This is a genomic window from Streptococcus bouchesdurhonensis (genome assembly GCF_948472335.1).
The window spans coordinates 367,451-381,430 of record NZ_CAOKTW010000001.1; the positions used below are offsets into that span (position 1 = coordinate 367,451).

The 13,980-nt window shown below is 40.4% G+C and carries 15 protein-coding genes and 1 other annotated feature; of the genes, 3 read left to right on the plus strand and 12 right to left on the minus strand.

The annotated features are described in order from the left end of the window. Positions 1-162: 162 nt before the first annotated feature. The 4 genes from rpmA to QMQ21_RS01745 form a co-directional block, all read right to left on the minus strand. Complete coding sequence (rpmA, locus tag QMQ21_RS01730) at positions 163-456, minus strand: 50S ribosomal protein L27 (protein ID WP_000916509.1); 294 nt, start codon at positions 454-456, stop codon at positions 163-165. Between the two features lie 16 nt (positions 457-472). Continuing rightward, positions 473-817 (minus strand): ribosomal-processing cysteine protease Prp, encoded by a 345-nt coding sequence (locus QMQ21_RS01735; RefSeq protein ID WP_247939841.1) that lies wholly within the window; start codon positions 815-817, stop codon positions 473-475. 15 nt (positions 818-832) lie between these two features. Next, positions 833-1,147 carry a 50S ribosomal protein L21 gene (rplU, locus tag QMQ21_RS01740; RefSeq protein ID WP_000109141.1) on the minus strand — a complete coding sequence of 105 codons (315 nt, stop codon included), beginning with the start codon at positions 1,145-1,147 and terminating at the stop codon, positions 833-835. A gap of 36 nt (positions 1,148-1,183) precedes the next feature. Continuing rightward, positions 1,184-1,271 (minus strand) — a sequence feature (ribosomal protein L21 leader region). 58 nt (positions 1,272-1,329) lie between these two features. Further along, complete coding sequence (locus QMQ21_RS01745) at positions 1,330-2,034, minus strand: YoaK family protein (protein ID WP_023947782.1); 705 nt, start codon at positions 2,032-2,034, stop codon at positions 1,330-1,332. Positions 2,035-2,175: 141 nt separating this feature from the next. Between QMQ21_RS01745 and QMQ21_RS01750 the strand changes: the two genes are divergently transcribed. Both QMQ21_RS01750 and QMQ21_RS01755 read left to right on the plus strand, forming a co-directional pair. Further along, entirely contained in the window at positions 2,176-3,153 is a 978-nt protein-coding gene (locus tag QMQ21_RS01750; RefSeq protein WP_033684979.1) for a Gfo/Idh/MocA family protein, read from the plus strand. Further along, positions 3,150-4,232, plus strand: a complete 1,083-nt coding sequence (locus tag QMQ21_RS01755) for a DEAD/DEAH box helicase (protein ID WP_023947787.1) — start codon at positions 3,150-3,152, stop codon at positions 4,230-4,232. The genes QMQ21_RS01750 and QMQ21_RS01755 overlap by 4 nt, the downstream gene beginning before the upstream one ends. Positions 4,233-4,490: 258 nt before the next feature. Here the strand turns inward: QMQ21_RS01755 and tuf are convergent, their stop codons facing one another. Both tuf and QMQ21_RS01765 read right to left on the minus strand, forming a co-directional pair. Then, the gene (tuf, locus tag QMQ21_RS01760) at positions 4,491-5,687 is read right to left on the minus strand and encodes an elongation factor Tu (RefSeq protein WP_001040726.1); all 1,197 of its coding nucleotides are present in this window, start codon (positions 5,685-5,687) and stop codon (positions 4,491-4,493) included. 206 nt (positions 5,688-5,893) lie between these two features. Then, positions 5,894-7,003 (minus strand): AI-2E family transporter, encoded by a 1,110-nt coding sequence (locus QMQ21_RS01765; RefSeq protein ID WP_261813794.1) that lies wholly within the window; start codon positions 7,001-7,003, stop codon positions 5,894-5,896. 102 nt (positions 7,004-7,105) lie between these two features. Between QMQ21_RS01765 and pbp3 the strand changes: the two genes are divergently transcribed. Beyond that, on the plus strand, positions 7,106-8,347 hold the full coding sequence (gene pbp3 / locus QMQ21_RS01770; protein WP_023947791.1) for a D-alanyl-D-alanine carboxypeptidase PBP3: 1,242 nt from the start codon (positions 7,106-7,108) through the stop codon (positions 8,345-8,347). Between the two features lie 84 nt (positions 8,348-8,431). Here the strand turns inward: pbp3 and sufB are convergent, their stop codons facing one another. The 6 genes from sufB to QMQ21_RS01800 all read right to left on the minus strand — a co-directional run bounded on the left by sufB (position 8,432) and on the right by QMQ21_RS01800 (position 13,971). Further along, on the minus strand, positions 8,432-9,844 hold the full coding sequence (sufB, locus tag QMQ21_RS01775; RefSeq protein ID WP_000797054.1) for a Fe-S cluster assembly protein SufB: 1,413 nt from the start codon (positions 9,842-9,844) through the stop codon (positions 8,432-8,434). A 57-nt stretch (positions 9,845-9,901) separates the two neighbouring features. Then, positions 9,902-10,342, minus strand: a complete 441-nt coding sequence (sufU, locus tag QMQ21_RS01780; RefSeq protein ID WP_049499854.1) for a Fe-S cluster assembly sulfur transfer protein SufU — start codon at positions 10,340-10,342, stop codon at positions 9,902-9,904. Then, entirely contained in the window at positions 10,329-11,555 is a 1,227-nt protein-coding gene (locus QMQ21_RS01785) for a cysteine desulfurase (protein ID WP_078238326.1), read from the minus strand. Before QMQ21_RS01785 ends, sufU begins: the two co-directional genes overlap by 14 nt. 10 nt (positions 11,556-11,565) lie before the next feature. After that, positions 11,566-12,828, minus strand: a complete 1,263-nt coding sequence (gene sufD, locus QMQ21_RS01790; RefSeq protein WP_261813795.1) for a Fe-S cluster assembly protein SufD — start codon at positions 12,826-12,828, stop codon at positions 11,566-11,568. 27 nt (positions 12,829-12,855) lie between these two features. Continuing rightward, positions 12,856-13,626 (minus strand): Fe-S cluster assembly ATPase SufC, encoded by a 771-nt coding sequence (gene sufC, locus QMQ21_RS01795; RefSeq protein ID WP_000114489.1) that lies wholly within the window; start codon positions 13,624-13,626, stop codon positions 12,856-12,858. Positions 13,627-13,776: 150 nt separating this feature from the next. After that, positions 13,777-13,971 (minus strand): DUF3272 domain-containing protein, encoded by a 195-nt coding sequence (locus QMQ21_RS01800; RefSeq protein WP_001081602.1) that lies wholly within the window; start codon positions 13,969-13,971, stop codon positions 13,777-13,779. Positions 13,972-13,980: the final 9 nt, after the last annotated feature.

Here is a 13,980-nt window from a genome sequence, read left to right on the forward strand (position 1 = left end):
ATGTTACTCATAAAATGCATCTACACTAAGAATGAAAAAATCATGGGTACCAAAACGAAAAAATAGACTCTCCGAAAACTCGGAAAGCCTTATTTAATGCTACTTCTAGCTTCCTCGCCTTTAGATTTCAAGGCTCGGGATAAAAAGGTTCACTGGACCTTTTTATTTAGCGATTGGGTAAACAGAAACTTGTTTTTTATCGCGTCCTTTACGTTCAAAGCGTACTACGCCTTCAACTTTAGCGAACAAAGTATCGTCTCCACCACGTCCAACGTTTACACCTGGGTAGATGTGTGTACCACGTTGACGGTAAAGGATTGATCCACCTGTTACAGTTTGTCCGTCAGCTGCTTTAGCTCCAAGACGTTTCGCTTGTGAATCACGTCCGTTTGATGTAGAACCTCCACCTTTTTTGTGGGCGAAAAGTTGCAAGTTGTTAAGAGTCATTTTTAACATAATGTTTTCCTCCGTGTTAGTTTTCTGTGATAACTCTGGTTTGGACGAACTCAGAAGAGTTCTCCGATAAGTTTGCCATACCTAAGAAAAATGATTCAAAGAATAACTGGGTCATTTCTCTCTGGTGTGAAGGAAGATCTTTTGGTATTTCAACCATCAGATAGCCACCTCCATCTTCGTTTAATTCTAGGATTGGTTCATAGCCTGCAAATTTCTCAATAGAATTGATAAAGTTAATGGCAAGCGTAGAAACCGATGCACACACGACATCAAAGCCGTATTCGCCACTCTCGGCGTGTCCAGTAATTTCCGCACTCCTCAGCTCGCCATCTTCGGCTCTCTCAAAGACTGCCTGTATCATGTGTTCTCCTTAAAATTAAGCGTTGATTGCGTTGATGACAACTTTTGTATATGGTTGACGGTGACCTTGTTTACGGTGGCTACCTTTTTTAGGTTTGTACTTGTAAGTAACAACTTTCTTTTGTTTTCCTTGTTTTTCAACAGTTCCAACTACAGTAGCTCCAGCAACAAGTGGAGTTCCGACAACAGTGTTTTCACCACCAACAAGAACAACTTCGTTAAAAGTAACTTCTTGACCAGCTTCAACGTTCAATTTTTCAACGTAAACTGCTTGACCAACTTCAACTTTAACTTGTTTTCCGCCAGTTTTGATAATTGCGTATGTGCTCATTATGCACCTCCTATGATTTTTATGGGTTTCCCCGATTTTTTTGTGAAGACTCGCCTAGCATCGTGGGACGAACCACTTAAACTTGAATAATCAAGCAACGATGTTCGTGCGGTTGCACAGGAACGTGCATAGTCAACTCTTCAAGTATAGCATATCTCCTATTTTCTTACAAGTAATAACACCTAAAATGAAGCTTTTTCTTTTACTTTTTTCTGCCAAGAGGCAAAAAGCATGCTGAGGTAAAAAATACTCATCATAATAGGAACACCAAGAATGGTCTTTTCATGATAGAAAATCGTCAAATAGGCTGAAAAGACAACGCCAAGGACAAAACTACTAAGCAGGCTAACAAATATGAATCCTTCACGCAAAAAAGGTGTGTGCTTGGTTCGGAAATAATCTCCAAAAGCCAGCATGGTCCGTTTGATATTCCCTGTCATAAAAGCGTTATTATAGGCAATACCCGACACTTCTCCAAAAGCAGTCGTCACCAATCCCATACAGAAGGCCAAGGGCGGTACTAGATAGATATTATCTACAGTCTGCGGTACAAAACCAATAATGATTGATAAGATTGCTAAAGGAAGCAATGACAAAATTGGCTTTTTCACAATTCTCAATTTTTCCTTATAAACAGTTAATAAAAAGACCCCCATCATAAAAGCTAGCAATGTGAGAACCTTGTCCCTAACATCTGAAACATTATTTTGAATTAATTCTACTGAAAGAAAGACGACATTCCCAGTTTGTCCAGCTACAAGAGTATTCCCTCGCACAATAAAAGTATAGGCATCTACATATCCTGCACAAAAAGTCAAAAAAAGCGCTAGCCTCTTAGACTGACGTGATATTTTTCTTATAGGTAATAACCTCATTTTCCCTCCCATTTCATTTACTCATCTCATTATTGTACCACTTTCTTTGGAAAAGACCTAGTAGCTTATTTGAAATTTTTTCCCCTCTGTTGGATAGTCCCGTCTATCTATGTTATAATGAAAGAAGGATTTGAAATTGGAAAAGGAGTAACTATGCTTAAATTAGGTGTCATCGGAACAGGGGCTATCAGCCACCACTTCATAGAAGCAGCCCATACCAGTGGAGAATACAAGATGGTCGCAGTTTATTCTAGAAAGATAGAAACTGCAGCAACCTTTGCTTCTCGCTATCAGGATATCCAACTCTTTGATCAATTAGAGGACTTCTTCAAGAGCTCCTTTGATGTGGTCTATATTGCTAGTCCAAACTCCTTGCATTTTGCTCAGGCAAAAATTGCATTGTCTTCAAGTAAACACGTCATTCTTGAAAAGCCAGCTGTCACTCAGCCACAAGAATGGCTGGATTTGGTTCAAACAGCTAATAAAAATCACTGTTTTATCTTCGAAGCAGCTCGTAATTACCACGAAGAAGCTTTTACTACTATCAAAAACTTTTTAGCAGACAAGCAAATTTTGGGAGCAGATTTCAACTATGCCAAGTATTCTTCCAAAATGCCTAACTTGTTGGCTGGGGAGACACCTAATGTCTTCTCAAATCGTTTTGCTGGCGGAGCCCTTATGGATTTGGGGATTTATCCTCTCTACGCTGCCGTTCGCCTCTTTGGAAAGGCTCAGGACGCGACCTACATGGCTCAACAACTTGACAATAGCATGGACCTGAATGGAGATGGAATCCTCTTCTACCCAGACTATCAAGTTCATATCAAGGCAGGGAAAAACATCACTTCCAATCTTCCTTGCGAGATTTATACGACAGATGGTACCTTGACCCTCAACACCATCGAACATGTCAGCTCAGCTATTTTTACCGACCATCAAGGCAATCAAGTCCAACTCCCTATCCAACAGGCTCCTCATACGATGACTGAGGAAGTCGCTGCATTTGCACACATGATTCATCAACCAGATCTGAATCTCTACCAAACTTGGCTGGAAGATGCAAGTTCAGTTCATGAGCTACTTTATACCATGCGCCAGACTGCTGGCATTAGATTTGAGGCAGAAAAATGAAAACCAAACTACCGACTGAATGGCAAGAACTGAGTGACCAACTCGGTTTCCAAGAATTTACCCCCATTCAAACTCAACTATTTGAACCCCTTCTTGCGGGAGAAAATCTTCTAGGAGTGAGCCCAACAGGAACTGGTAAGACCCTAGCTTACCTCCTACCAAGTCTTCTCAGACTACAAAAGAAAAAAGCCCAACAACTCTTGATTCTAGCACCAAATACTGAGCTTGCTGGACAGATTTTTGATGTATGTAAAACGTGGACTGAAGCTATCGGCTTGACTGCTCAGCTCTTCTTATCAGGTTCGAGTCAGAAACGCCAGATTGAACGCCTAAAAAAAGGACCAGAAATTCTGATTGGAACTCCTGGCCGTATTTTTGAACTCATTAAACTGAAAAAAATCAAGATGATGAATGTGGAAACTATCATCCTGGATGAATTCGACCAATTGCTCGATGATTCTCAGATTCACTTTGTCGAGAAAATTACCCACTACGCACCGCGTGACCACCACCTGGTCTACATGAGTGCGACGACCAAGTTTGACCAAGAAAAGATTGCGCCTAACACGCGCACCATTGATCTCTCTGACCAAAAATTGGATAACATCCAACATTTCTATATGCAGGTAGACCAACGTCACCGAGTGGATATGCTACGAAAACTAGCTCATGTAGAAGATTTCCGTGGTCTGGTCTTCTTTAACAGCTTGTCAGATCTTGGAAGTGCAGAAGAAAAATTACAGTATCGTGATATCTTAGCTGTATCTCTAGCTAGTGATGTCAATGTTAAATTTAGAAAAGTTATCTTAGAAAAGTTTAAAGATAACCAACTGACCCTTCTTCTTGCAACAGACCTTTTGGCTCGTGGGATTGATATCGATAGCCTCGAATGTGTTGTAAACTTTGATGTCCCTAGAGATATCGAAATTTACACTCACCGTGCTGGCCGTACTGGCCGTATGGGCAAGGAAGGTTATGTTATCACTCTCGTCACCCATCCTGAAGAACTCAAAAAACTTAAGAAGTTTGCAGGTGTCCGTGAAATTGTCCTAAAAAATCAAGAACTCTACATCAAATAACCCCCCCTTTGCTCTATGCCCATCAAGTGTATAGAGCTTTTTTATGTAAACAATTCTTCAATTTTATACTCAATGAAAATCAAAGAGCAAACTAGGAAGCTAGCCCAGACTGTACTTGAGTACGGCAAGGTGACGCCGACGTGGGTTGAATTTGATTTTCATTGAATATTAGTTCAATATTCGAAAAAAAGAACCTTGCAAAGCAAGATTCTTTTAGTGTCTGACTTAAATAATTGTTCTTCTGGGAACTAAATCGAATTAAGCTTCGATTTCTGTAACCATACCTGAACCAACAGTACGTCCACCCTCACGGATAGAGAATGTAGTACCTTGTTCTACGGCGATTGGGTGGATCAACTCAACGTCGATTGTCACGTTATCACCAGGCATTACCATTTCAGTACCTGCTGGAAGTTCGATTGAACCTGTAACGTCAGTAGTACGGAAGTAGAATTGTGGACGGTAGTTGTTGAAGAATGGAGTGTGACGTCCACCTTCTTCTTTAGTAAGGATGTAGACTTCACCTTTGAATTTAGTGTGTGGGTTGATTGAACCTGGTTTAGCGATAACTTGTCCACGTTCGATTTCATCACGTTGAACACCACGAAGAAGGACACCTACGTTATCTCCGGCAAGACCTTCATCAAGTTGTTTACGGAACATTTCAACACCAGTAACGACTGCTTTTTGAGTTTCTTCTTTGATACCAACGATTTCGATTTCGTCGTTGACTTTAACGATACCACGGTCGATACGTCCTGAAGCAACTGTACCACGTCCAGTGATTGAGAATACGTCTTCGACTGGAAGAAGCAATGGTTTGTCAGTGTCACGTTCTGGTTCTGGGATGTACTCATCAACTGTGTTCATCAATTCCATAACGATGTCTTCGTATTTAGTGTCACCTTCAAGGGCTTTAAGAGCTGAACCTTGGATAACTGGAAGATCGTCACCTGGGAAGTCGTATTCTGACAATAGGTCACGGATTTCCATTTCAACCAATTCAAGCAATTCTTCGTCGTCAACCAAGTCAACTTTGTTCATGAAGACGATAAGGTGTTTAACACCAACCTGACGTGAAAGAAGGATGTGCTCACGAGTTTGTGGCATTGGTCCGTCAGTTGAAGCTACTACAAGGATAGCTCCGTCCATTTGAGCGGCACCAGTGATCATGTTTTTAACGTAGTCCGCGTGTCCTGGAGCGTCGATGTGAGCGTAGTGACGTTTTTCAGTTTCGTACTCAACGTGCGCAGTGTTGATTGTGATACCGCGTTCGCGTTCTTCTGGAGCAGCATCGATAGACGCATAGTCTTTAGGTTGGTTAACTGATGAAGGCAAGCGACGTGCCAAAACAGTTGTGATAGCTGCAGTTAGGGTAGTTTTACCGTGGTCAACGTGTCCGATAGTACCAATGTTAACGTGTGGTTTACTACGATCGTATTTTTCTTTTGCCATTTGAGTAAAAGCCTCCAATAAAATATATTTTATAGATAGACAGTAGGCAATACAGTCTAACTTTCCTTACTATTTTATCAAATTTCAGCTAAATTGCAAGTGTTTTACAAAGTTTTTGTGAATTATTCTTAATCTACTAATCTAAACGGTATTTCTACTCCCATCACTTCTTTAATGAAAAAGAAAAATCAGGAATTTCCTGATTTTTACTTAGCTAATTCTCTTTCTCGTTCTTTCATTATTTTATGATTTTCATACAAACGTGATAAAAACTTAGAAATTTCTTTTAAGATAGAATAGGTTGGTACTGCAACAATCATACCAATGACACCATAGATATTACTTGATAACAAAAGTAATACTAAAATCGTAATTGGATGGACTTTCATCACTCCACCAACGATTCGAGGGTAGAGGATATTTCCATCCACTTGTTGAATAATCAGCATATAAATAACTGCAATCAGCATTCTATGGGGATCAGTAAAGACATTGGCGATAATCATCGGAATCAGACCAATACTTGGTCCTACATAAGGAATGAGATTGGCTAATCCTGAAAAGATAGCGAAGACCAAAGCGTATTTCAAACCGATTACACTATATCCGATAAAGGCCAAACAACCAATAATAATCGCATCAATAGCAACTCCACTAATATATCGAGCAATTGTAGTATTCAAATTTTTTAAAAGACCTGTAATATGCAACTTATCTCGCTTTAAAACAGTACGCTCAAGCATCGGCAAGAATTTGTGGCCATCTAACAAAAAATAAATTAAAAATACAGGTGTCATGATAATAATCAAAACAGTACTAAAGAGCGCAGATAAGACACTTCCAACACTATTCGTTACACTATTTAGGATATTCTGTAGAATATCTACATAGGATAGATTTAACTGTTGAATAGTCGCTTGAATATCTAAATTTTGAAAGGCTGGATAAGTAGATAAATCCACAATCAAATCTTGCAAACGGCTATAAATTGTCTGACTTGTTGCTATCAAACTGGTCAACTGATTAATCAAAATCGGTAAGAGATAGACTACCCCAATAACTAGCCCCCAGACAAAAGCACACAAGGTTAGTAGAATACCAATGATACGATTAATTTTGAAATACTTTTGTAAAAAATTTACAATAGGATTGGTCAAATAATATAAAAAACCACCTAAAAGAAAGGGAATCATTATAGTGTTTGCGACACTTACAAAAGGCGTTATAATCCCACCCATCTGTCTCCATAAATAAAAGATGATGGTTAATAGTAAAATCTCACTGGTCCAAAAAAATAATTTATTCTTACGAAACATGAAGTACCTCCATTCATCTATTTTACCACACTTTCAAAAAAGCTTCTTTCTTATATCATGAAACTGGGAATATTTTTTTCTTTATGATAGAATAAACTTACTATGAAAAAAATAATTTTAACTCTCCTAAGCCTTTCCGTTATTGGGGCAGCATCTACTGTTGATGCTCAAGATTTTAATATTGCTGCTAAACATGCAATTGCTGTTGAGGCAAATACCGGTAAAATTCTCTATGAGAAAGATGCAACCCAGCCAGTTGAAATTGCTTCGATCACAAAATTGATTACTGTTTATCTTGTCTATGAAGCCTTGGAAAACGGTAGTATTACACTATCAACTCCGGTAGATATCTCTGATTATCCATACAAATTAACGACAAATTCTGAAGCGAGTAACGTTCCTATGGAGGCTCGTAATTATACCGTCGAACAACTACTGGAAGCAACCCTAGTATCCAGTGCTAACAGTGCAGCTATTGCGTTAGCTGAAAAAATTGCTGGCTCAGAAAAAGATTTCGTCGATATGATGAGGGCAAAGCTCTTGGAATGGGGCATTCAGGATGCCACTGTTGTCAATACGACGGGTCTTAACAATGAGACTTTAGGGGATAACATTTACCCAGGATCTAAAAAAGATGATGAAAACAAGCTCAGTGCTTATGATGTCGCTATCGTTGCTCGCAATCTCATCAAAAAATACCCACAAGTCTTGGAAATCACGAAAAAACCTTCTTCTACTTTTGCTGGAATGACAATCACTTCTACCAACTACATGTTAGAAGGTATGCCTGCTTATCGCGGTGGTTTTGATGGCCTTAAGACAGGAACAACAGATAAGGCTGGAGAGTCTTTTGTTGGTACTACAGTCGAAAAAGGGATGAGGGTTATCACAGTTGTTTTGAACGCAGACCATCAAGACAATAATCCTTACGCTCGCTTCACAGCTACATCGTCACTAATGGATTATATCTCTTCTACATTCACGCTTCGTAAAATCGTTCAAAAAGGCGATGCCTACCAAGATAGTAAAGCTCCTGTACAAGATGGAAAAGAAGATGCGGTCACTGCCGTTGCCAAAGATGATATCACTCTTATTGAACGTGTTGGGGGACAATCGTCCCAAACTATTCAATTCACACCTGATTCTAAGGCAATACCAGCACCACTTGAAGCCGGAACTGTGGTTGGACATTTGACTTATGAAGACAAGGACTTGATTGGTCAAGGTTACATCACCACAGAACGTCCTAGTTTTGAAATGGTAGCAGAAAAGAAAGTTGAAAAAGCCTTCTTCTTAAAAGTTTGGTGGAATCAGTTTATCCGCTTCATCAACGAAAAATTATAAAAAAATCGCGATTTTAAACCGCGATTTTTTTGTTACAAGTTCATCTTCAAAATCCTTGATTGAGAGTAAATCTAAAAATAAATTTTACCCAACTGATCCTTCCATTTCGTAGCTAATCAAGCGGTTCAGCTCAACAGCATACTCCATTGGAAGTTCTTTTGTAAAGGGTTCTACAAATCCCATAACAATCATCTCAGTTGCTTCAGATTCTGACAATCCACGGCTCATGAGGTAATAGAGTTGCTCTTCTGAAATCTTAGATACCTTAGCTTCATGTTCCAAAGCGACTTGCGAGTTGTGAATTTCATTAAATGGAATAGTATCTGATGCTGACAAGTCATCCATGATAATGGTATCACACTCGATGTGAGAAACAGATTTCTTAGAGTTCTTATTAAAGGTTACTTGTCCACGATAGTCAACCTTTCCTCCACCTTTAGCGATGGATTTAGACACAATAGACGAGCTGGTATGTGGAGCATTGTGAATCATCTTGGCACCAGTGTCCTGGTGTTGCCCAGCATTGGCAAAAGCGATAGAGAGCATGGTACCACGTGCCCCTTCTCCATCAAGGTAAACAGATGGATATTTCATGGTTGTTTTGGCGCCCAAGTTACCATCAATCCACTCAACAGTGGCATCCTTTTGAGCTTTAGCACGTTTCGTTACCAAGTTATAGACGTTATCAGACCAGTTTTGGATAGTCGTATAACGCATATAAGCTCCATCCAAGGCAAAAATTTCTACAATGGCAGCATGCAAGCTGTTACTTGAATAAGTTGGCGCTGTACAGCCTTCTACATAATGGACACTTGCTCCCTCATCAACGATAATCAAGGTACGTTCAAACTGACCAGTATTTTCGTTATTGATACGGAAGTAAGTTTGAAGAGGAATATCTACCTTGACCCCTTTTGGTACGTAGATAAAGGTTCCACCAGACCATACTGCTGAGTTGAGGGCAGCCAATTTGTTATCTGTTGGCGGTACCAACTTGGCAAAGTATTGTTTAAACAAGTCTGGGTATTCCTTGAGGGCAGAATCTGTATCTGTAAAGATAATCCCCAATTTTTGGAACTCTTCCTTCATGTTGTGGTAAACAACTTCTGATTCATACTGGGCAGAGGCACCAGCTAGATATGCACGCTCAGCTTCTGGAATACCAATACGTTCAAAGGTTTCTTTGATTTTTTCAGGAACCTCATCCCACGAACGAGCTGGTTTATCAGATGGTTTTTGGTAGTAGATCAAGTCATCAAAATCAATCTCTGACAAGTCTGCTCCCCAAGTTTGCATGGGCATTTTTTTGAAGGTTTCATAAGACTTCAAACGGAATTCTAACATCCACTCAGGTTCTCCCTTTGCAGCTGATAATTCACGAATGACATCTTCATTCAATCCTTTTCCTGTCGATAGGACAGGCTCTACATCATCATGGAAACCAAATTTATATTCACCAAGGTCAATTGGTTTTGGTTCTACTCTTTCTTCAGCCATAATATCCTTTCTTTCATTCTTTATTTCTACTGATTCATAAGACAAAAGAAACTTGTCTTACTGATTTTTTTGATTTTCAATTGTTTTCTTCAGGGCGTTCCAAGCTAGGGTTGCACACTTGATTCGTTGAGGGAATTTAGCAACTCCTGACAAGAAGGCTGCATCGCCAAGTTGGTCTTGGCGTTCATCTTTTTGCCCTTGAACCATTTCAGAAAAAATAGTCGCAAGTTCTAAGATTTCTTGTTTGGTTTTTCCTAAAACTGCGTCCGTCATCATACTAGCAGATGCTGTAGAGATGGTGCAACCTGAGTTTAGAAAAGCGATATCTTCCAAACGATCCTCTGCATCAAACTTGACAGAGAGATTGATAACATCCCCACAAGTCGGATTGTTGAGACTGATTTGTTCAGCGTCTTCTAACTTCCCTTGGTGATGTGGATTTTTCGAATGGTCCGCTACCACTGCCATATAAAGGCTATCTAGTTTAGAAAGTGCCATTGAAAAACTCCTTTGTCTTTTGTAAGGCATCGACTAGTTTATCGCAATCTGCCTTGGTATTGTAGATATAAAAACTTGCACGAGCTGTTGCTGGGACATCCAAATACTGAAGCAAGGGTTGCGCACAGTGGTGACCTGCACGAACAGCTACTCCTTCATAATCCAAAGCTGTTGCAAGGTCGTGAGGATGGAGATCGCCTAGATTAAAGGCAATGACACCTGAACGTTGAGCCAAGTCCTGTGAACCATAAATGGTCAGTCCTTCAATCGCCTGCAACTTTGGAAAGACATATGCAATCAATTCTTGTTCATGAGCTTCAATCGCATCCATACCAATCTTTTCAAGATAATCTACTGCCGCAGCAAGTCCAATTGCACCTGCCATATTTGGTGTTCCAGCCTCAAATTTCCAAGGCAATTCCTTCCAGCTAGCAGATTGCTCATAGACGAAATCAATCATTTCACCGCCAAATTCTACTGGTGACATTTGTTCCAGATACTTTTCTTTACCGTAAAGAACACCGATACCAGTTGGACCCGCCATCTTGTGACCTGAAAAGGCAAAGAAGTCCACATCCAAGTCCTGGACATCGATCTTCATATGAGGAGTAGATTGAGCACCATCCACCACCATGATGGCTCCAACTTGGTGGGCCATTTGCGTGATTTCTTTAATCGGATTGACTACACCAAGAACATTTGAGGCGTGAGCTAGCGAAACAAACTTGACCTTGTCAGTCAATTTAGCTCGCAAATCATCCATATCCAGAGCTCCATCCTTGAGATAGACATAGACAAGCTCTGCCCCAGTCTTACGGCAGGCTTCCTGCCAAGGAATGATGTTGGAATGGTGTTCCATGACAGAAATCAAAACCTGGTCTCCCTCAGTCAAGACTTCCTCTGCAAAGCGCACCACCCAGTTCAGACTGGTTGTCGTTCCTCTAGTAAAGAGAACTTCCTTTGTAGACCCTGCATTGATAAACTTACGAATGGTTTCACGAGCCGCCTCATAGGAAGCTGTCGCCCGCTCCGCCAAGGTATGAACCCCACGATGAACATTGGCATTGTCGTTCTCATAGTAGCGGTTAATCGTCTCCAGAACTGCTAGTGGTTTTTGTGTCGTCGCAGCATTGTCCAAATAAACCAATGGTTCATCATTAACAATCTGGTCTAAAATTGGAAAATCCTTGCGAATCGCTTCTACATCTAACATAGGCTTCCCCTTAGCGTTTTGACAATTTTTCTTCGATAGTTGCAATCATTTCATCACGAACTTCTTTGACTGGAATCTCAACGATAACAGATCCAAGGAACCCACGAACAACCAAACGCTCTGCAGTTGCCTTATCCAAGCCACGACTCATGAGGTAATACATATCTTCTGGATCTACCTGACCGATAGAAGCCGCGTGTCCTGCAGTGACGTCATTTTCATCAATCAAAAGAATTGGATTGGCATCTGAACGCGCTTGGTCTGAAAGCATAAGAACACGGCTCTCTTGTTGCGCATCTGCTCCCTTAGCCCCCTTGATTATGTGCCCGATACCGTTGAAAGTTAAAGTTGCTTTTTCAAGAATAACCCCATGTTGGAGGATATTTCCGATTGAGTTGCAACCATAGTTGGTTACACGAGTATCAATTCCTTGCACCTGACGGCCACTTGAAAGAGCTACAACTTTCAGGTCAGCATGGCTACCATTACCAATCAAGTCGCTATCAAAATCCGCAACGACGTTTCCTTCGTTCATGACACCGATTGCCCAGTCAATACTTGCATCGTTGCCTAATTTACCACGACGGCTAATGTAGGCAGTAACGTTTTCACCTAGACGGTCAATAGCCGCAAATTTCACTTGAGCACCAGAACGTGCAATTACTTCTACTGTGATATTAGCAGTTGCTTTGGCACTTCCTTCACCACGTGACTCTAGACGCTCAAGATAACTAATCTTAGAATTTTTACCAGCGATAATCATAATATGCTTGTTAAATGGCACATCGCTATCGCTGTCTTGGTAGAAAATTCCTTCGATTGGTTCAGCAATTTCCACGTTATCAGGAATATAGAGAACAGCACCACTGTTGAAATAAGCTGTATGGTAGGCTGCCAACTTGTCATCGTCATACTTAACAGATGACATGAAGAATTCTTCGATCAGCTCTGGAATTTCTTCTAAAGCTGAGTGGAAGTCTGTAAAGACGACACCTTGTTCAGCTAACTCAACTGGAGTTTGCTCAAAAACAGTTTGAGTTCCTACTTGAACCAATTTCAAGTGATTATCTAGAGCTGTGAAATCTGGAACATTTACTGATGGCTCACTTTCTGTAATCGTTCCATCACCCAGATTCCAACGGTGGAATTTGACACGCTCAATAACTGGTAATTCCAAAGTCTCAATCTTATCAAAAGCTTTTTGACGGAGGTCAGCCAACCAGCTTGGTTCAGCGTGCATTTCTGAAAAAAGTTTAATATTTTCTTTAGTCATTTACTTCTCCTAAAAGATACGAGGTAATTACAATTCTTCCTTGTAGTCGTAGCCAAGTTCTTCAGCTAGTTTTGCGTATCCTTCACGTTCCAAACGCGCAGCCAATTCTGGACCACCTGAAAGGACAACTCGACCTTCCATCATGACGTGTACCACATCAGGTGTGATGTAGTTCAAAAGACGTTGGTAGTGAGTGATAATCATAGCACCAAAGCCTTCACCACGCATGGCATTCACACCTTTAGACACAACTTTAAGGGCATCAATATCAAGACCAGAGTCAATCTCATCCAAAAGGGCAAAAGTTGGTTCCAACATCAAAAGTTGAAGAATCTCATTACGTTTTTTCTCACCACCAGAGAAACCTTCGTTGAGGTAACGCTCAGCCATTTCTTCTTTCATGTTGAGCAATTCCATCTTTTCATCTAGCTTAGTGATGAACTCGCGAACTGAAATCTTCTCATCGTCTTCTTTACCAGCATTCATGGCTGCACGAAGAAACTCAGCGTTAGTAATACCAGGAATTTCTGATGGATATTGCATAGCAAGGAAAAGTCCCATACGCGCACGCTCGTCCACTTCCAACTCAAGGATGTTTACGCCATCAAACAAGACTTCACCTTTGGTAACTTCATAGTTTGGATTTCCCATGATAGCGGCAGAAAGAGTCGATTTACCAGTACCATTTGGTCCCATGATAGCGGCGATTTCTCCTGTTTTCAGGGTCAGGTTAACCCCTTTTAAAATTTCTTTTCCTTCAATCTCAACGTGAAGATCTTTGATCTCTAATACTGACATGATAGTTCCTTTCTTTTTCAAAGCCTTTACAGTGCTCACTAGAAACATACTTGATTTCCCTAGAAAATACGGTAAAAGGTCAATAAATATACTTTTATAGTATAACAAAAAAAAGCCTAAAAGGCTTTGATTTTGTCTAGAAGCTGAGGACTAGTCTTTTCCTTTTAAATGCTGGTCAATGACATCTACAATCTTGCCCATCAAGTAACTAACTCGGAAATTTCTAAAGAGCAAAATGGCCCAAAAGGCTGCCATAATATAGCGACCAGTCATCCAGGCTTCATTGAAAAAATAGGTCTCAGCAGCTGTAAACAGCGCGATGATAATAAATTGTTGTCTATTCATAAACTTATT